We start from the raw sequence: 16,993 nt of genomic DNA, 5'->3' as shown, positions 1-16,993 counted from the left end.
AAGGGCGAAAATCAGTTGCCAAGGGTCATTGCCGGCGTCAAATTTACCGACGGCGTCGCAGAATCGACGACGCCAGCTAACCGCGCCGCCTGATCAGCCCCATCACCCAATTTCGGCCATAGCTCGGCGTTGATCGTGCAATGCCATAACCCGGCAGACGTGACTGAGGCGATCAAGCTTACGCAAGAGCTGGGCCTCGAGGTGGCGGTTCGCGGCGGCGGCCACAATGTGGCAGGACGCGCGACGACCGATGGCGGCGTTATGATCGACTTGGCGCCGATGAAAGCGATTCAGGTCGATCTCAAGAACCAAACGGTCCGCGCGCAGGGCGGGGCGACCTGGGCCGATCTCAATCGGGAGACGCAAAAGCACGGCCTCGCAGTGACGGGCGGCGTTGTCTCGAGCACCGGGGTCGCGGGGCTCACTCTCGGGGGCGGTTTGGGCTGGTTGATGGGCAAGTATGGGCTCGCCCTCGACAATCTTTGCTCCGTCGACCTCGTCGACGCCAAGGGCAAAGCCATGCGGACCGCCAAGGACGAAGAGCCCGACCTGTTTTGGGCCGTGCGCGGAGGAGGCGGCAACTTCGGCGTGGCAACATCATTGGAATATCAGCTCTATCCGATAGGCCCGACTGTCACGGGCGGCTTGCTCGCGTACCCGTATGACCACGCCCGCGATGTGCTGAGATTTTTCCGCGAAAGCACTGCGTCCTTGCCTGATGAACAGACATTGTTCGCCGCCCTCACTCATGCGCCCGATGGCTCCGGCGCCAAGCTGGCGGCGATGGTGACGAGTCATTGTGGTTCGCTTGCCGCCGGCGAAAAGGCGGTATCGCCACTCAAGCAATTCGGATCTCCGATACTGGATGCGGTTGGTCAGATGACCTACTGCGAACTCAACGGCATGCTCGATGCCGGCTATCCAAAGGGGGCATTCAATTACTGGAAATCGACCTTCCTGAGACAGTTGAGCGATGATGCAATCGACACCATGATCCAGTGCTTCGCGCGCTGTCCGAGTCCGATGGGGCAGCTTCTGCTCGAGCACATCCACGGTGCCGTTGCGCGGGTTGGCGTCCAGGATACGGCCTTCCCGCATCGAGCGATCGGCTACAACTTCATCGTATTGTCTCAATGGACCGAGCCGGCAATCACCGACCAGTGCATCGCCTGGGCGCGTGAGACATATGCGGCGATGGAGCCCTTTGCTGCCGCTGGCAGATATGTGAATTACCTCGGCGACGATGAGCCTGGCGACGCGGTTTCGGCCGCCTATGGGCCAAACTACCGGCGTCTTCAGGAACTGAAGACAAAGTACGATCCGAAAAATTTCTTCCGGATGAACCAGAACATTCGGCCATTGGGCTGAAGCCCGGCCCGGAGGCGGCGAAGTGCTATGTTTGCAACCGCGCCTGGCCTGAAGGGCCAGGCCAGCAGCCCGGGGCCAAATGCCGTCGATGCTGCTTCCAGCCACTGATCGATTTCTGCGCGCAACAAGCCGACACGGCATTTGCGACGATTGCGGCTAAAGGCTGGTTGTTCTCGCCAGTGAAGAAAGCTGCGGTCTCGCTGGCCGCCACAATCTTTACGCGACGCGTACCGGCTCATCACGTACAGAGAGCGGCGCGCCGCGCTCGGTCATGTCGCGCAGCCTACCTCCCGCCTTGTGAACCATTTCACACTTGCAGCGAGCGCGGTGCGATATCATTTCTTGGAGGGGCCTCGAAACGGGAGGCCGAGATGACAACGTCATCTCACCTTTTGCGATGGTCGACCGAGATGCTGCCGGAGCGCGCGCGGCTCTCCACGTTCCGCGAGGAGTTTGCGCGGCAGAACCTCGCCCTGGACGTGATAGATCACAGCGGCGGGCGACCGCGTATCGACGTCACCTACCTGCCGCTCGGCGCGGTTGGCGTTTGTAGCGTTGCCGCCACGCCGGTGGAGTTTATTCGTCACAAACTCCACCTCAAGGATAGCCGTGACCAATTCGGACTGAACATCGTCGAGACCGGACCGGTCCGATTTGCAACTGCTGGCCAGGAACGTGTCTATGATGCCGGCTCCGCTTGTTTGATTGACCGCGGAAGGCCGCTGCGAGTATTTGGGCCGCGTGGCGCCAGAGTCAGATACGTAATCGTGCAGGCTGCCGCCCTCAGGTCTCTGGTTGCGCAGCCGGAAGATCTATCGGGTCGGCCGGTGCGTCCTGGACCCGCGCTTAGACTCCTCGACCGCTACCTGCGCTCGCTCGCATCCCTCAAAGAACCTCCGTCATCAGAACTGGCCTCCACCATCGGCGTACATCTGCTCGATCTCGTGGCCGCGACGCTCGGGCCGACCGCCGAAGCTGCAAACATCATTACGGACCGTGGTGCGAAGGCAGCCAGGCTGCAGGCAATCCTGGCTGAGATCGCGCAACGATTCAGCGATCCCAATTTCGATCTGGACAATGTCGCCGCTGCGCTCGGCATGTCGCGGCGATACGTGCAAAAACTGCTCGAGGGGACCGGGAAGTCGTTCACCGAGCATCTTGCAGGATGCCGGCTTGAGCGGGCCTTCGCGATGTTGACTGACCCGCACCATCTGCATTTGGCCATCATCGATATCGCGTTTGCAGTCGGCTTTGGTGACGTTTCTCATTTCAATCGCACGTTCCGCCGGTACTTCGGCGAGACGCCATCAGGAGTGCGCGCCGCATCGACCCATGCGGAAGCAGAAGTGATCCTGCGACCCCTCACAGTGCGCGGGCGAGGCCGCCGCGCACTTCGCGCCACATCTGCGTTTGTGAATAGCTGAAACCCGGGACGACAGTTGGGCTAGAGCGCGATGACTTTTCTTCGAAACGTCATCCCGCTCCATCTTTAGGTTGGGGCATGATCTCCGCGCAAACGCTTCGCGTTTGTCGCGAGGGAAAGCCGGTACCCACTTTTCCGGGATTATGCTCTAGTACCCCCGCCCACGGTCGACCACGTTCTCCAGCGCACCGCCGGCTTCGAAGCGCTCGATCTGCTGCGCGACATATTTCGAGATCTCGTCCGGGTCGGTATCGGCCGCATTGTGCGGCGTCAGCACCACCTTCGGATGGCTCCAGAACGGGCTCGCCTGTGGCAGCGATTCGGTCTCGAAGACGTCGAGCGAGGCGGCACCCAGCGTGCCGTCGTCAAGCGCGCGCAGGATGTCGGCCTCATCCTGTAGTCCGCCGCGGCCGGCATTGATCAGGACCGGCGCGCCCATCGGGCTGTTGCGGTTCAGTTTGGCAAAGACGTCGCGGTTGAGGATGTGCCGCGTGTCCGGCGTCAGCGGCAGCAGGCAGACCAGGATGTTGGTCTCTCGCAGGAAGGCGCCGAGCTGTTCTGTCCCGGCAAAGCATTCGATGCCATCGACCTGCCTGGCTCTGCGGCTCCAGCCGACCACGCGGAAGCCGATCCGCGCGAGCACCTCTGCCGCGTTGGCCCCCAGCGTACCCATTCCCATGATGCCGACCGTGATTGCGCCTGCGGCCCATTGATACCGCGGCGCCCAGAGCCTCTCGCGCTGCGACTCGCGCAAGTACAGTTCCTGGCGGTGATGCATCAGCACATGCAGCGTCACATATTCCGTCATCCGGCCGGTGAGGTCGGAGACCGCGACACGGACCAGCGGCACGTCTGGCAGGGAGGCATCCGCCATCAGCGCGTCGACGCCGGCGCCGAGATTGAAGATCACGCGCAAATTCGCAAACGCCGCAAGCTCGCCCGGTCGCGGCTTCCAGACCGCGGCGTACTGCACCTCGGAACGATCGATACTTGCATCGGGCAGCACCAGCACACGCCTGTTACGGCAGACCTCGTCGAACCGGGCCTTCCATCGCACCGGCGACCAGTTTTCGGTGCCGCCATGCACCAGCAGCGCCAGCGCGCCTTTCGCCATTCCTGCACCCCAAATTATCAGCGTGACCTTCATCACATACCGGATAGAACCGGTCGCATACTCTCCTGCCACCAATCAAGCGGAGACTTTGAGATGCGCAAATTGATCCTCATTTCCGCGGAAGCTGCCGCCGCTCGCAATGACGGAGGGGTGCGGAACCCACTTCTTCTCCTCTCGAAATTTCTTCTAAGCCTTGTCGGCTGCGGGCATAATCGTTCGTCTTCAACACAACGGAGATGCCTGACGCATGCTGTATGCCATCCTTTGCTATCACGACGAGGACATGGTCGGTTCCTGGACCAAGGAACAGGACGCGACCGTCATGAAGAAACTTGCCGTCGTGCAGGAGAAGCTGGCCCAGCAGGGCCGGCTTGGGCCGGTGGCGCGGCTGTTGCCGACCACGGCGGCGACCACGCTGCGCAAGGACGATCCGCCGCTCGTCCTGGACGGTCCCTTTGCCGAGACCAAGGAGCAACTGCTCGGCTTCTATGTCGTCGACTGCAAGAATCTCGACGAGGCGCTCGACGTCGCGCGCGACCTCGGCGCGGCCAATCCGGGCGGCGCCTATGAGATCCGCCCCGTGGGGGTTTTCAATCCCGGGAGTGTTCAGACGTGACCGATACCGCCTGGATCGATGCCGCGCTGACCTCGGCGCGACCCCAGGCGGTCGGCGCGCTGCTCCGCTATTTCCGCGATCTCGATCGGGCGGAGGAGGCGTACCAGAACGCCTGCCTGCGCGCGCTCAAGAGCTGGCCGCAGAACGGCCCGCCGCGCGATCCCGCGGCGTGGCTGATCATGGTCGGCCGCAATGTCGGGATCGACGAAATCAGGCGCAGCCGCAAGCAGGAGGCGCTGCCGGATGACGACCAGGCGATCTCCGACCTCGACGACGCCGAGGACGCGCTCGCCGAGCGGCTCGATGGCTCGCACTACCGCGACGACATCCTGCGGCTGTTGTTCATCTGCTGCCATCCCGACCTCCCGCCGACGCAGCAGATCGCGCTGGCGCTGCGCATCGTCTCCGGCCTTTCGGTGAAGCAGATCGCGCGCGCCTTCCTGGTCAGCGAAGCGGCGATGGAGCAGCGCATCACCCGCGCCAAGGCGCGTGTGGCGGACGCGAAAGTGCCGTTCGAAGCGCCGGGCGCGGCCGAACGCAGCGAGCGCCTCGCCTCGGTCGCGGCGATGATCTACCTGATCTTCAACGAGGGCTATTCGGCGAGCGGCGACACCGCCGAGATTCGCAGCCCCCTCTGCGAAGAGGCGATCCGGCTGGCGCGGCTGTTGCTGCGCTTGTTCCAGAGCGAGCCGGAGATCATGGGGCTCACCGCGCTGTTGTTGTTGCAGCACGCCCGCGCCGCGGCGCGGTTCGATGCTGATGGCGCCGTGATCCTGCTTGAGGACCAGGACCGCCGCCTGTGGAACCAGACCTTGATCGCCGAGGGGCTGGCGCTGATCGACAAGGCGATGCGCCATCGCCGCAGCGGGCCCTACCAGGTGCAGGCCGCGATCTCCGCATTGCATGCACGCGCCGAGAAGCCCGAAGACACCGACTGGCTACAGATCGAGCTGCTCTACGGCGCGCTCGAGATCATGCAGCCCTCGCCGGTGGTGACGCTGAACCGCGCGGTGGCGGTATCAAAGGTGCGCGGACCGGAAGCGGCGCTCGAGATGATCGATCCGCTCGCCCAGCGGCTGCAGAACTATTTCCACTTCTATGGCGTCCGCGGCGCCTTCCTGATGCAGCTCGGCCGCAACGAGGAGGCGCGCGTCGCCTTCGACCGCGCGATTGCGCTCGCCAACACCACCGCGGAGGCCGCCCACATCCGCATGCATCTCGACCGCCTGATCCGCGACAGCCAGCCGCGTGGCGCCAAGTCTTCGAAGAAATAAAAGTCTTCGAAGAAATAATTCTGCGATCTTTGTCGGATACGGGCTTCGAAGTTCGTCCAGAGGGCATGATCCGGCCATGCTTGGACAACAAGATCGTCGACGGCGACAGTGGCATCAACCCAAGGAGCGAGCGATGCAAGTCAATCCCTATCTGTTCTACAGCGGCAACTGCGAAGCAGCGCTGAAATATTATGAGAAGGTGCTCGGCGCGAAGATCGAGGCGATGCTCACCCATGAGCAGGCGCCGGAATCGATGCCGGTTGCGCCCGACTGGAAGAAGAAGATCATGCACGCCAAGATCACGATCGACGGCGAGATCCTCATGGCCTCCGATTCGCCGCCGGAATATTTCCACAAGCCGCAGGGCTTCGCGGTCTCTCTGACGGTCGAGGACCCAGCCGACGGCGAACGCAAGTTCAAGGCGCTCGCTGAAGGCGGCACCGTGACCATGGCCTTCACGCCGACCTTCTGGGCCAAGGGTTTTGGCATGTGCGTCGATCAGTTCGGCATCCCCTGGATGGTGAACTGCCCGGCGGAGGGGATGTAATCGACGCTGCCGTAAGGGAGGGCAAAGCGAAGCGTGCCCACCATTACGAGCGGAGTGCCTGATGGTGGGCACGGCGCAAGCGCGCCTTTGCCCACCCTACGCGATCCCGTTCATCGGCACCGCGGATAGATCGCCGAGAGGTCGCGCCCGCGCAGCAGCAGAAGCCGCGACGTCAATCCGCCGTGGCTTACGATCCAGCCACGCACCGGCCCCGGATAGGCCTCGAGCACCGCCTCGGAGGCCTCCGGCTCGGCATAGAAGCGGCCGCGTCCGTCGACCGAACGCGCGGCATGGAAGCCGAGCACGGCACGCCGCGTCACGCAGATGCGATCGTTCGGGACCATCGAGAGCACCAGCGTGCAGGCCGACAGGCACGGCCCGTCGATCACCACGCGCTCGCCGGAGGCGCGCACGCGCGCGAACAATTCGATGAAGGGCTCGACCTCTCCGCCCGGGCTTGCCAGGATGCGGACCTCGGCGCGCGCGAACGAATTTACTGCGAGCAGCGCCGCTGCGATCAAAGCCGCCTTGATCACCGCCCTTGACGTCGCTCTTGGCATCCGCGGGCTCCCTGATCTCCTCGTTCCCGTCGCATATTTAACGGCGTCGCATGCGGCAAGATTTTGTCATGCGCGCGCCCGCCTTGGGCAAGTCGCGACAGAAGGCGCGCACATCGTCTAAACTGGCGACTGCATGCGATTCCTTCGCATGATGCTGCTCGCCGCAAGGCTGGCCCAGGCTTCAAGATGAACATCGAAACCAATCTGTGGCTGATCCGGCACGCCCCTGTCGATGGGCCGAAAGGGGTCATTCATGGCCCGGACGCGCCGGCCGACCTCGGCAATCAAGCGGCCCTTGCCGCGCTGAAGGGAAGGCTGCCGCAGGGCGCGTTTGCGGTCTGCAGCCCGGCGCGCCGTACGCGGGAGACCGCGGCCGCGCTCGGGCTCGCAGCGGCAGAGAACGCCGCCTTTCGTGAACAGGATTTCGGCGCCTGGACCGGGCGGCGCCACAACGATCTCGTGGCCGAACTCGGCGACGCCTATCATGCGTTCTGGCGATCGCCGGCGAGCAATCGGCCGCCCGGCGGCGAAAGCTTTGTCGATCAGATCGCGCGCGCGAAGCAGGGGCTTGCATCGCTGCCGGCGGGCGATGCCGTGCTGGTCGTGCATTCCGGCACGATCCGCGCGGTGCTCGCGATCGCGCTCGGCCTTCAGGCCGAGAACGCCCTGCGCTTCGTGATCGATCCGCTGTCGCTCACCCGGATCGATCGCCTGGCCGATGGCTGGCGCGTCATCGCGGTCAACCAGCGCTAAGACGTGTCTCTAGCCGTTCCGCCCCTGTCCGCGCAGCGTCGGCAATCCGATGCCGGCGGCATCGAAACCGCCGTCGACGGCGAGGATCTGCCCGGTGATGTAGCTTGCGCGTTCGCTGCTGAGGAAGAAGATCGCTTCCGCCAGTTCCTCTTCGAGACCGTAGCGGTTGAGCGGGATCGCGTCGTGATAGTCCGCGCGGATGGCCGCCGTATGCACCGCTTTCGCCATCGCGGTGTCGACCGGGCCCGGCGCCACCGCATTGACGCGGATGCCGAGCGAGGCGAGCTCGACCGCAAGCTGCTTGGTCAGATGCGCAAGTCCCGCCTTGCTGGTGCCGTAGGCCGAGCGCAGCGTCGAGGCGCGCACCGCCGAAATCGAGGTGATGTTGACGATGGCCCCGCCGCCATGCTCGCGCATCAGCGGCGCGGCAGCCTTGGCGCAGAGGAACGGTCCGGTGAGGTTCACCGCCAGGATCCGGCTCCAGTCCGCGTCCGACGTCTCGAGCAGCGGCGCGAACACCGCAACCCCGGCATTGTTGACGAGCGCATCGAGCCGGCCGAAGCGTTTTTCCACCGCGGCAACTGCCGCCGCGACAGCAGCGGCGTCGGAGACGTCGCAAGGCAGCGCCAGCGTGTTCTCGGCCTGCTTGAGGCTCGCGACCGCGTCGTTCAGCAATTCGCGCTCGATATCCAATAGCGCGACGGGCCAGCCCTCGGCGAGGAATCGCCTGGCGGTGGCAAGCCCGATGCCGCGCGCCGCCCCGGTGACGAGCGCGACCTTCTGCGAAGATGAAGTCATGAATGTTCCGATGTTTTCCGATATCGGTTCCTGTTGCGCCGTCTACCCGGCGAAAGCAAGGTCTGCGGCCGCGAAATAAATCCGCCGGCGATGTCGGGCGCCCTGAGCCCTGCTTCGTCTTCCCTGTGGCGGCACATCCGGCCGCCGGCAACAGGAGTTTCCATGTCGCTCACGCTGCATTATCACCCGCTGGCGTCGTTCTGCTGGAAGGTGCTCATCGCCCTCTATGAGAACGACATCCCATTCGCGCCCAATCTGGTCGACCTCTCCAATCCCGGCGAGCGCGCGGCGCTGTTGAAACTGTCGCCGATCGGGCGATTTCCGGTGCTGCAGGACCATGCGCGGAACCAGGTCGTGCCGGAATCCAGCGTCATCATCGACTATCTCGACCGCCATTATCCCCGCCGCACCAGGTTCATTCCGCCTGACGCCGATCTCGCCTGGCACACCAGGCTGCGTGAGCGCTTCTACGATCTCTATCTGCACCTGCCGATGCAGAAGATTGTCGGCGACCGGCTGCGGCCCGGCGATAGCAAGGACCCGTTTGGTGTCGAGGAGGCGAGGGCGCAGTTGCGCGCCTCCTACCGCATCATCGACGAGCAGTTGGCGCCCGGCGGCTGGGCGGCGGGCGAGGCGTTTACGCTTGCCGATTGCGCCGCCGCGCCGTCTTTGTTCTACGGCAACATGATGGTGCCGTTCGGCGACCAGCACGAGAATCTGCGCGCCTATTTCGAGCGCCTGAAAGCACGTCCGTCCTTCGCGCGGGTGATGAAGGAGGCGGAGCCCTATTTCGAGCTGGTACCAAAGGAGAGCTGAATGTCGTCTACCGACAAAGCCGGGATCATCCGCGCGATCTTCGCCGCCTATCTGGAGAACGACCGCCAGCGCGTCGAGGCGGCCTTCACCGACGATTTCCATTTCACCAGCCCCTATGACGACAATCTGGACAAGCCGACCTATTTCGCCCGCTGCTGGCGAGATAGCGACTGGATCGCGAGCCATGAGCTGGAACGGATCTTCGTCGAAGGCGACGAGGCCTTCGTGACCTATCGCTGTATGGCCAGGGACGGAAAGCACTTTCGCAACACCGAGTTCTTTGCCTTCGACGGCGACAAGGTGAAGCGCATCGACGTCTATTTCGGCGCGACCTATCAGGATGGCAAATTCGTCAAGCAGGGCGCGTAGGGTGGGCACGCCACCCGCGCCCAATTGCCGCAATTACCTCCAGAATAATTTTGCAGGACCTGTCGGTGCGGCAAGACCCGGTTCGTCTTATCTGCGAGTGCCTGAAGACAAGTGACCAATCAGTGACCCCCCAACGGAGCGCGAGACGATGCGATTCATGGTGATAGTGAAGGCCAGCCGTGACACCGAAGCCGGCGTGATGCCCTCGACGGAACTTTTGGCCGCGATGGGCGCCTTCAACGAGGAGATGGTCAAGGCCGGCATCATGCAGGCCGGCGAGGGCCTGCATCCAAGTGCGAAGGGCGCGCGGGTCGGCTATGGCGGCGGGCAGCCCCGCGTCAGCCACGGACCTTTCAGCTTGAGCAACGATCTCGTCGCCGGCTTCTGGCTGATCGAGACCAAATCGCTCGATGAAGCGATCGACTGGATGAAGCGTGCCCCGTTCGAGGACGGCGAGATCGAGATCCGGCAGGTTTTCTCCACTGAGGATTTCGGCGAAGCATTGACCCCCGAACTGCGCGAGCAGGAAGAGCGCCTGCGCGCCCAGGTTGCCAGAAACTGACCCTCCCTGTCATTCCGGGGCGCACGAAGTGCGAACCCGGAATCCATTTCTCCGCTTGCGTATGTGGCCTGATGGATTCCGGGCTCATCGCTACGCGATGCCCCGGAATGACGACGGAGAGAATGACGCTCCCCCCAACCACAAGGAACCACCCATGCGATTCATGATGCTGATGATCCCGCTCGGCTACGAGACCGCGCCGCCGAAGATCGACCTCGACCCGGAACGCGTTGCCGCGATGATGAAATACAACCAGGCGCTGAAGGATGCCGGCGTCCTCATCGCGCTCGACGGCCTTCATCCGCCGTCGGCGGGCGCCCGCGTCTCCTTCGCCACCGGCAAGCCGGTGGTCACCGACGGACCCTTCACCGAATCGAAGGAAGTGCTCGGCGGCTACTGGATGATCAACGTGGCCTCGCGTGCGGAGGCGATCGAGTGGGCCAAGCAATGTCCGGCCAGCGAGAACGAGATCATCGAGATCCGCCAGGTGCAGGAAATGTCCGATTTCTCGGAGGAAGTGCAGAAGGCAGCCGCCGGCTTCGATGGACTGCAGCGGGATTCGGCACACCGTTAAGCCGCGAACGATCGTCAATTCAACGCAAGGGAGAAGCACAATGAGCAGCAATGATACATTCCTCGCCGTCTATCTCGGCAGCATGAACGGCGCGCGAATGGCGGCCTGGCACGCGCTGCCGGAGGCCGAGCGGCGCGCCAAGGAGCAGCAGGGGATGGCGGCGTGGGGCGCCTGGGTCGAAAAGCACCAGGGCGTGATCGTCGAGATGGGCGGCCCGCTCGGCAAGACCAAGAAGGTCGACGCGAACGGCATCGCAGACATCACCAATCAGTTGACCGGGTTCACCGTGGTGCGTGCCGCCTCGCAGGAGGCCGCCGCCAAGATGTTCGAGAACCACCCGCATTTCGCAATCTTCCCCGGCGATTCCGTGGAGATCATGCCGGTGCTTCCGATCCCGGGCCGTTAATCTCGCCGTCAGCCCCGTAGCCCGGGTGAAGCGCCAGCGTAACCCGGGGCCGCTCGCGAATGCGGACACAGCCGTCCCGGGTTGCGCTCCGCTCGACCCGGGCTACGAACTCGGGCAAGCGCGGCGCCGTTAATCTTGATGAACGGCGCGCCCCGGCGCTAGTGACCTTTGCATCCGGCTCATGTAAGACCTTTTCACATGAGCTGGCGCAAGGATACGCGCCGCGGCGAGCGCGGCTATCATCACGGCAATCTGAAGGAAGCGTTGCTGCAGGCGGCGCTCGATCTGATCACGCAGAAGGGGCCGGCCGGCTTCACTTTCGCCGATGCCGCGCGCATGGCCGGCGTCAGCCCCGCCGCACCCTATCGGCATTTCCGCGACCGCGACGAACTGCTGTCGAGCATCGCCCAGCGCGGCTTCGAACAGTTCGAAGCGCTCCTGACGCAGGCCTGGGACGACGGCCGTCCTGATACGATCACCGCGTTCGAGCGCGTCGGCAAGGCCTACCTCGCCTTCGCCCGCGAGGAGCCGGCGTTCTATTCCGCGATGTTCGAATCCGGCGTTCCCGTCGAAACCACGCCCGCTTTGATGGCAGCGAGCGAACGCGCGTTTGCAGTCATTCGTGCCGCTGCCGAGCGGCTCGCGGCTTTGGCGCCGCCCGGCATGCCGCGTCCGCCGGCGATGATGATGGCGCTGCACATCTGGGCGATGTCGCATGGTGTCGCTTCGCTGTTCGGCCGCGGCGACGCCGCGCGTCGCAAATTGCCGATGACGCCGGAAGAACTGCTGGAAGCCGAAGTGCTGATCTATCTGCGCGGTCTCGGCTTCCCCACTGAGCGCACGCCCGAGCCGGTGGACGAAAAGCCTGCCGGTCCGTGGGGAAAACCGAAATAAAATTGCCGAAATAATTTTGTCGCACCCCTGTGGGGTCGGCTTGACTTTCGGATTGGATCGGCCAAGTATGTAAATGTTATTTACATTCACAACGGCGTGATGCCGTGATGGAGACGGAAATGGCCTACACCGCAGATGTCAATCGATGGCGCGGCCCCGTGGAAGAACCGTACCGCCCACGCATGTCTGAGAGCCCGTGGCACCCCGGCTGGATCGCGGTGACCATCCTCGGCTTCATCATCTGGTGGCCGATCGGGCTCGCCCTTCTCTTTTACACACTCGGGAGCAGAAAAATGGGTTGCTGGAGTCACAACGATCGCGATCGCTGGCAGAACAAGATGGAGCGGATGCAATACAAGATGGATCGCATGCGCGACCACATGGAGCGCCGCGGCTTCGGCTTTGGCTTCGGTCCGCCCTCCAGCGGCAATCGTGCCTTCGACGAATACCGTGCCGAGACGCTGCAGCGGCTCGAAGAGGAGCAGAAGGAGTTCAAGGAATTCCTGAGCCGCCTGCGTCACGCCAAGGACAAGGAAGAGTTCGACGCTTTCATGAACCAGCATCGCCAGCGTCCGACTCCGCCGAACGACCAGCCCCCGCCGCAGCAGGGCTAAGTCGTAAGGTCCAAAGCTAGCCTTCAGGCGATGTGCCCCCATAAAACCTGATGGCCCTGAGCCGCCCGTTTGCGAAAGCAGACGGGCGGTTTGGTTTTGTGATCGGCGGCACCCAGCTATAATAAACAGAGACGCCAGGCCCGGCGGTGACGGCGAGGTGAACGCATGGTCACAGATACAATGGTATCGGCCGACGCGCTGTGGCAGTTGATCCGCCGCGAGTCGGAGGTCGCAGCTTCCGATCCGCCCTTGCGCGGTTCGTCTGCGGCGATTCTCGGTCATCCTGATCTCGGGCATGCCGTCGCCTTCGTGATCGGACAACGGCTGGGCACAGGCAATGACCGTCGCGCGCTGTTGACGCGCATCGCCAACGAGGCCTTTCACGCCGAACCCGATCTCGTAGAAGCGGCAAGCCGTGACCTGCAAGGCATCATTCGCCGCGATCCCGCGACCAAGGGATTTCTTCCGCCACTGTTGAACTTCAAGGGCTACGTCGCGCTGCAGGCCTGGCGCGTCTCGCACTGGCTCTGGTGCCGCGGCCGTACCGACCTCGCGCTCCTGATGCAAAGCCAATCCTCCGAGCGGCTCCAGGTCAGCATCCATCCGTCGGCCTCGATCGGAACGTCGGTGTTCCTGGATCATGCCACCGGCATCATCGTGGGCGCATTCGCCTCGATCGGTGACGAGGTCACCATGCTGCAGAATGTCACTATCGGACGACAGCAGGCCGATCCCGACGCCGCGCCCCGGATCGGTCGCGGTGTCTTCATCGGCGCCGGGGCGACCATCATCGGGGATGTGAGCGTCGGCGATTTTGCCAAGATCGGTGCGGGCTCGGTGGTGCTCGCTGACGTCCCGCCTGGATGCACCGCGGTCGGCGTGACCGCGCGCCTGACCAATTGTCCTGATGTAAGCAGGACGGCACCGTCATTGCGAGGAGCGTAAGCGACGAAGCAATCCACGCCTCCACAAGCGGCAAGATGGATTGCTTCGCTTGCGCTCGCAATGACGACGTCGTCCCGGGCTTGCGCGCCGCGGCGGAGCCTTGGCGTAGCCGGGACCCGGGATCCATAACCACAGGCCTTTGTGGTGTGCTCCGCTGTAGCCGCCTTGCTCGCGCCACAACGCATTCCGGTGGTTATGGGTCCTGGCCTTCGCCAGGACGACGCGGAAGCCTCTTGCCAACAGCGCCCGGCGATGCCAATCAAGTCCCATGGACGATTGCATGACCTTCACTGCGTCGCGCTGGTGGCGCTCCTTTTAGGGAGCGGCACGTCGTCTTGTCTCATCTGCAAAACATGAACGAGTGCCGCCGCAGTCCGGCGGGCGCGTGTTCTTATCGCAACAGGCCTCTTCGTGCTGCGGCTCCATCAGGAGAACGCCAATGCCTGTTGCCTTGCCTGCTATCATCGCCGTCATCGCCCGGCCGCTCGCATGGCTCGGCCGCCAGGGCACACGCGCCGTCGCCGCTTTGGTATTCATCGGCATCGCGATCCCGCCGCTCGGAGAAGCCTTGCGGCCCTTCGTTACGGAAGCCGTCTTTCTCCTGCTCTGCATTTCCTTCATGCGCGTGGACATCTCCGCGCTGCGGCTCTATTTGCGCCGGCCTGCGATCGTCGCGGCCGCGACGGGATGGACGCTGCTGGCGGTCCCGGCCATCACCGGCATGTTCTGGCTCGCGACGGGCCTGCGCACGGCGTCGCCCGATCTCTTCTTAGGCTTGATGCTGCAGGCAGTGGCTTCGCCGATGATGGCCTCGCCCTCGCTCGCGGCGCTGATGGGACTGGACGCCACGCTGGTGCTGATCACGCTCGTGACCGGCACCGCGCTGGTGCCGCTCACCGCGCCGCTGTTCGCCTATCTCTTCTTCGGCGCGGCCTTGTCCTTGTCGCCGGTCGCACTCGGCGCAAAACTGTTCCTGATCCTGGCCGGCGCGCTCGCGGTCGCTGCGATCATCCGTTTGTTGTTCGGGCTTGCCGCCATCGAGCGCCACAAGGCGCTGATCGACGGGCTGAACATCCTGATCCTCCTGGTGTTCGTGTGCGCGGTCATGGGCCCGGTCGCGCCGAGTTTCTGGCATGAACCGCTGCAGGCGCTCGGGCTGACGCTGCTCGCCTTTGCGGTGTTCTTTGCGCTCCTCGCCGGCACCATGCTGGTGTTTCGCCGCTTCGGCATGGAGCGGGCGCTTTCCCTGGCCTTGATGGTGTCGCAGCGGAACATGGGCCTGATGGTCGCCGCCACCGACGGCGTGCTGCCGGGCCTGACCTGGCTCTACTTCGCGCTATCGCAATTCCCGATCTACCTGTCGCCGCTACTGCTCAAGCCAATCATGGGACGGCTGACGAAGCGGCGGTAGAGACAGGTGCGGCAGAACTGCCGCCAGAAATAGCGCCGTCATTGCGAGGAGCGATAGCGACGAAGCAATCCATGCTTCCGCGGACGCGGCTCGATGGATTGCTTCGCGGAGCTTGTCATCGGGCGCGCGTTCGCGCGACCCGTTGGCTCGCAATGACGGCTGGGCAGTCATTCGTCCGAAGTTCTGCGCAAGAGCGGGGGAGAGGGGGCTTCACACATTCGTGCCGTGAATCGCGTCGATCACGGCGTCCGTCACCTCTTTCGTCGTCGCTTTGCCGCCGACATCCGGCGTCAGCACGCCGGCGGCGCAGACGCGCTCCACCGCCGCCATAAGCCGCGTGGCCGCGTCCTTCTCGCCGAGATGCTCCAGCATCTGCGCGCCGGTCCAGAAGGTCGCGACCGGGTTGGCGATGCCCTTGCCGGTGATGTCGAAGGCGGAGCCGTGGATCGGCTCGAACATCGAGGGGAAGCGACGCTCGGGATCGATGTTGCCTGTTGGCGCGACGCCGAGGCTGCCGGCGAGCGCGCCTGCCAGATCGGACAGGATATCGGCGTGCAGGTTGGTCGCCACGATGGTGTCGAGGCTTTTCGGGTTCAGCGTCATGCGCACCGTCATGGCGTCGACCAGCATCTTGTCCCAGGTGACATCGGGGAATTGTTGCGCCACTTCGGCGGCGATCTCGTCCCACATCACCATGCCGTGACGCTGCGCGTTCGACTTCGTCACCACGGTGAGAAACTTCCGTGGTCGCGCCTGCGCGAGCCGGAAAGCATAGCGCATGATGCGCGTGACGCCGACGCGGGTGAAGATCGCAACTTCGGTGCCGACTTCTTCGGGCAGGCCCTTATGCGCGCGTCCGCCGGCGCCGGCATACTCGCCTTCCGAATTCTCGCGCACGATCACCCAGTCGAGATCTCCGACGCCGACATTGCGCAACGGCGAAGCGACGCCGGGCAGGATCTTGGTCGGCCGCACATTGGCGTATTGGTCAAAGCCCTGGCAGATCGGCAGCCGCAGCCCCCACAGCGTGATGTGGTCGGGCACATCGGGCGCCCCGACCGCGCCGAAATAGATCGCATCGAACTTCTTCAGCTCAGTGAGCCCGTCCGCCGGCATCATGACGCCGTGCTTCTTGTAGTAGTCCGAGCCCCAGTCGAACGTCTTGAACTGGAAGGCAACATCGCCGGAGCGTTGCGCCAGCGCCTCCAGCACACGAACGCCCGACGAGATCACCTCGGGGCCGATACCGTCGGCAGGAATGGCGGCGATGGAATGGGTGCGCATGAGGAGTCTCTCCCTGGGTATGATTTGTCGGATGCGTAACCCACCATCTCGCACGCGCCAAGCTTCTTGGTCATTCCGGGGCGCGCGCAGCGCGAGCCCGGAATCCATTTCGCCGCATGCTCCGCGGTCGGATGGATTCCGGGCTCGTCCTTCGGACGCCCCGGAATGACGGAGGAGAAAAATTCGTCAGCGATTCCAGTGTGATTTGCCCCGTCCAGCCCTCGCGCAAAAAACATTCCGCTTTCGCCGTCGGGCAAATCAGTGATTTAACTCCGCGCGTCTCACCCAAGAGAGGGGCGGATCGCGATCGTCACGAACGTTGCGGTGAGATGCGGTGGACGCGATGCGTGCGACTGACGAGCGCGCGTATCGCGGACGGCGAAGTCGTGTGGTCCTGGCGCCCCGACGCTGGCGCTAAGTTTTTCGCGCGAACAAGTTCGCGCTTGAGATGACGGTGGCAAGAAAGCCCGGTCACCGGGGAGAGCACGAAGTAAGCCGTAACACCATCGCGCAGGGAAAGCCGGACTGCTTCGGTTGAACCTGTGGTCCTACCCCCGTGCTTTTTGTTGCACGGGACCCACGGGTGCAACCAGCACCCGGCTTTCCCTGCGCCCTCTGTTGATTGAGAGGGTGAAACGAACGCAAACCTCGGGCAATCAATGCCG

At 63.9% G+C, this 16,993-nt stretch carries 19 protein-coding genes and 1 pseudogene; 16 read left to right on the top strand and 4 right to left on the bottom strand.

The annotated features are described in order from the left end of the window. Window positions 1–135: 135 nt before the first annotated feature. The 3 genes and pseudogenes from ACZYOF_RS25040 to ACZYOF_RS25030 form a co-directional block, all read left to right on the top strand. Window positions 136–516, top strand: a pseudogene (locus tag ACZYOF_RS25040) (FAD-binding oxidoreductase); the annotation flags it as partial. A 3-nt stretch (window positions 517–519) separates the two neighbouring features. Then, a complete protein-coding gene (locus ACZYOF_RS25035; protein WP_463717452.1) occupies window positions 520–1,368 on the top strand; it encodes an FAD-binding oxidoreductase in 849 nt (282 codons plus the stop codon). A 371-nt stretch (window positions 1,369–1,739) separates the two neighbouring features. Further along, window positions 1,740–2,792: a helix-turn-helix transcriptional regulator gene (locus ACZYOF_RS25030; protein WP_130580167.1), complete on the top strand. Its 1,053-nt coding sequence runs from the start codon at window positions 1,740–1,742 to the stop codon at window positions 2,790–2,792. Window positions 2,793–2,939: 147 nt separating this feature from the next. On the opposite strand, the gene ACZYOF_RS25025 is transcribed toward ACZYOF_RS25030, so the two are convergent. Then, window positions 2,940–3,905 (bottom strand): 2-hydroxyacid dehydrogenase, encoded by a 966-nt coding sequence (locus tag ACZYOF_RS25025; protein WP_130580166.1) that lies wholly within the window; start codon window positions 3,903–3,905, stop codon window positions 2,940–2,942. A gap of 247 nt (window positions 3,906–4,152) precedes the next feature. Here ACZYOF_RS25025 and ACZYOF_RS25020 point away from each other — a divergent pair, with 247 nt between their 5' ends. The 3 genes from ACZYOF_RS25020 to ACZYOF_RS25010 all read left to right on the top strand — a co-directional run bounded on the left by ACZYOF_RS25020 (window position 4,153) and on the right by ACZYOF_RS25010 (window position 6,342). Next, complete coding sequence (locus tag ACZYOF_RS25020; RefSeq protein ID WP_130580165.1) at window positions 4,153–4,521, top strand: YciI family protein; 369 nt, start codon at window positions 4,153–4,155, stop codon at window positions 4,519–4,521. Next, window positions 4,518–5,795, top strand: coding sequence for an RNA polymerase sigma factor (locus ACZYOF_RS25015; protein WP_463717450.1), 1,278 nt, complete (start codon window positions 4,518–4,520; stop codon window positions 5,793–5,795). Before ACZYOF_RS25020 ends, ACZYOF_RS25015 begins: the two co-directional genes overlap by 4 nt. A 133-nt stretch (window positions 5,796–5,928) precedes the next feature. Continuing rightward, window positions 5,929–6,342 carry a VOC family protein gene (locus ACZYOF_RS25010; RefSeq protein WP_463717449.1) on the top strand — a complete coding sequence of 138 codons (414 nt, stop codon included), beginning with the start codon at window positions 5,929–5,931 and terminating at the stop codon, window positions 6,340–6,342. A gap of 110 nt (window positions 6,343–6,452) precedes the next feature. Here the strand turns inward: ACZYOF_RS25010 and ACZYOF_RS25005 are convergent, their stop codons facing one another. Continuing rightward, a complete protein-coding gene (locus ACZYOF_RS25005; protein ID WP_463717448.1) occupies window positions 6,453–6,902 on the bottom strand; it encodes a hypothetical protein in 450 nt (149 codons plus the stop codon). A gap of 186 nt (window positions 6,903–7,088) precedes the next feature. Between ACZYOF_RS25005 and ACZYOF_RS25000 the strand changes: the two genes are divergently transcribed. Next, entirely contained in the window at window positions 7,089–7,655 is a 567-nt protein-coding gene (locus ACZYOF_RS25000) for a histidine phosphatase family protein (RefSeq protein ID WP_463717447.1), read from the top strand. Window positions 7,656–7,664: 9 nt separating this feature from the next. Here ACZYOF_RS25000 and ACZYOF_RS24995 read toward each other — a convergent pair whose 3' ends face one another. After that, window positions 7,665–8,453 (bottom strand): SDR family NAD(P)-dependent oxidoreductase, encoded by a 789-nt coding sequence (locus ACZYOF_RS24995; protein WP_394566095.1) that lies wholly within the window; start codon window positions 8,451–8,453, stop codon window positions 7,665–7,667. A 162-nt stretch (window positions 8,454–8,615) separates the two neighbouring features. Between ACZYOF_RS24995 and ACZYOF_RS24990 the strand changes: the two genes are divergently transcribed. The 9 genes from ACZYOF_RS24990 to ACZYOF_RS24950 all read left to right on the top strand — a co-directional run bounded on the left by ACZYOF_RS24990 (window position 8,616) and on the right by ACZYOF_RS24950 (window position 15,044). Continuing rightward, complete coding sequence (locus ACZYOF_RS24990; protein ID WP_463717446.1) at window positions 8,616–9,269, top strand: glutathione S-transferase family protein; 654 nt, start codon at window positions 8,616–8,618, stop codon at window positions 9,267–9,269. Then, complete coding sequence (locus tag ACZYOF_RS24985; protein ID WP_463717445.1) at window positions 9,270–9,638, top strand: nuclear transport factor 2 family protein; 369 nt, start codon at window positions 9,270–9,272, stop codon at window positions 9,636–9,638. 148 nt (window positions 9,639–9,786) lie between these two features. Next, window positions 9,787–10,200 carry a YciI family protein gene (locus ACZYOF_RS24980; RefSeq protein ID WP_394566092.1) on the top strand — a complete coding sequence of 138 codons (414 nt, stop codon included), beginning with the start codon at window positions 9,787–9,789 and terminating at the stop codon, window positions 10,198–10,200. Window positions 10,201–10,354: 154 nt separating this feature from the next. Next, a complete protein-coding gene (locus ACZYOF_RS24975; protein ID WP_282527508.1) occupies window positions 10,355–10,774 on the top strand; it encodes a YciI family protein in 420 nt (139 codons plus the stop codon). Window positions 10,775–10,814: 40 nt separating this feature from the next. Continuing rightward, on the top strand, window positions 10,815–11,180 hold the full coding sequence (locus ACZYOF_RS24970; protein WP_394566090.1) for a YciI family protein: 366 nt from the start codon (window positions 10,815–10,817) through the stop codon (window positions 11,178–11,180). Between the two features lie 198 nt (window positions 11,181–11,378). Continuing rightward, on the top strand, window positions 11,379–12,074 hold the full coding sequence (locus tag ACZYOF_RS24965; RefSeq protein WP_463717444.1) for a TetR/AcrR family transcriptional regulator: 696 nt from the start codon (window positions 11,379–11,381) through the stop codon (window positions 12,072–12,074). Window positions 12,075–12,193: 119 nt separating this feature from the next. Next, entirely contained in the window at window positions 12,194–12,688 is a 495-nt protein-coding gene (locus tag ACZYOF_RS24960) for a DUF2852 domain-containing protein (protein ID WP_130580153.1), read from the top strand. A gap of 165 nt (window positions 12,689–12,853) precedes the next feature. Further along, on the top strand, window positions 12,854–13,633 hold the full coding sequence (locus ACZYOF_RS24955) for a serine acetyltransferase domain-containing protein (protein WP_463717443.1): 780 nt from the start codon (window positions 12,854–12,856) through the stop codon (window positions 13,631–13,633). Window positions 13,634–14,072: 439 nt separating this feature from the next. Beyond that, the gene (locus ACZYOF_RS24950) at window positions 14,073–15,044 is read left to right on the top strand and encodes a Na+-dependent transporter (RefSeq protein WP_463717442.1); all 972 of its coding nucleotides are present in this window, start codon (window positions 14,073–14,075) and stop codon (window positions 15,042–15,044) included. 210 nt (window positions 15,045–15,254) lie between these two features. Here ACZYOF_RS24950 and ACZYOF_RS24945 read toward each other — a convergent pair whose 3' ends face one another. Continuing rightward, window positions 15,255–16,328, bottom strand: a complete 1,074-nt coding sequence (locus ACZYOF_RS24945; RefSeq protein ID WP_394568748.1) for a tartrate dehydrogenase — start codon at window positions 16,326–16,328, stop codon at window positions 15,255–15,257. Between the last annotated feature and the right edge of the window lie 665 nt (window positions 16,329–16,993).

The sequence above is a fragment of the Bradyrhizobium sp. LeoA1Lang genome, assembly GCF_055413685.1.
The sequence above is the reverse complement of the archived record's forward strand: the minus strand, read 5'-3'. Positions and strand labels throughout refer to the sequence as shown.

Bases quoted from the DNA above. Each gene is read 5' to 3' on its own strand.
- ACZYOF_RS24945 (WP_394568748.1), bottom strand. From the start codon at position 16,328: ATGCGCACCCATTCCATCGCCGCCATTCCTGCCGACGGTATCGGCCCC.
- ACZYOF_RS25005 (WP_463717448.1), bottom strand. From the start codon at position 6,902: ATGCCAAGAGCGACGTCAAGGGCGGTGATCAAGGCGGCTTTGATCGCA.
- ACZYOF_RS25000 (WP_463717447.1), top strand. From the start codon at position 7,089: ATGAACATCGAAACCAATCTGTGGCTGATCCGGCACGCCCCTGTCGAT.
- ACZYOF_RS25025 (WP_130580166.1), bottom strand. From the start codon at position 3,905: ATGGCGAAAGGCGCGCTGGCGCTGCTGGTGCATGGCGGCACCGAAAAC.
- ACZYOF_RS24975 (WP_282527508.1), top strand. From the start codon at position 10,355: ATGCGATTCATGATGCTGATGATCCCGCTCGGCTACGAGACCGCGCCG.
- ACZYOF_RS24970 (WP_394566090.1), top strand. From the start codon at position 10,815: ATGAGCAGCAATGATACATTCCTCGCCGTCTATCTCGGCAGCATGAAC.
- ACZYOF_RS24990 (WP_463717446.1), top strand. From the start codon at position 8,616: ATGTCGCTCACGCTGCATTATCACCCGCTGGCGTCGTTCTGCTGGAAG.
- ACZYOF_RS24955 (WP_463717443.1), top strand. From the start codon at position 12,854: ATGGTCACAGATACAATGGTATCGGCCGACGCGCTGTGGCAGTTGATC.
- ACZYOF_RS25010 (WP_463717449.1), top strand. From the start codon at position 5,929: ATGCAAGTCAATCCCTATCTGTTCTACAGCGGCAACTGCGAAGCAGCG.
- ACZYOF_RS25020 (WP_130580165.1), top strand. From the start codon at position 4,153: ATGCTGTATGCCATCCTTTGCTATCACGACGAGGACATGGTCGGTTCC.
- ACZYOF_RS24985 (WP_463717445.1), top strand. From the start codon at position 9,270: ATGTCGTCTACCGACAAAGCCGGGATCATCCGCGCGATCTTCGCCGCC.
- ACZYOF_RS24965 (WP_463717444.1), top strand. From the start codon at position 11,379: ATGAGCTGGCGCAAGGATACGCGCCGCGGCGAGCGCGGCTATCATCAC.
- ACZYOF_RS24980 (WP_394566092.1), top strand. From the start codon at position 9,787: ATGCGATTCATGGTGATAGTGAAGGCCAGCCGTGACACCGAAGCCGGC.
- ACZYOF_RS25035 (WP_463717452.1), top strand. From the start codon at position 520: ATGCGGACCGCCAAGGACGAAGAGCCCGACCTGTTTTGGGCCGTGCGC.
- ACZYOF_RS24995 (WP_394566095.1), bottom strand. From the start codon at position 8,453: ATGACTTCATCTTCGCAGAAGGTCGCGCTCGTCACCGGGGCGGCGCGC.
- ACZYOF_RS25030 (WP_130580167.1), top strand. From the start codon at position 1,740: ATGACAACGTCATCTCACCTTTTGCGATGGTCGACCGAGATGCTGCCG.
- ACZYOF_RS24950 (WP_463717442.1), top strand. From the start codon at position 14,073: ATGCCTGTTGCCTTGCCTGCTATCATCGCCGTCATCGCCCGGCCGCTC.
- ACZYOF_RS24960 (WP_130580153.1), top strand. From the start codon at position 12,194: ATGGCCTACACCGCAGATGTCAATCGATGGCGCGGCCCCGTGGAAGAA.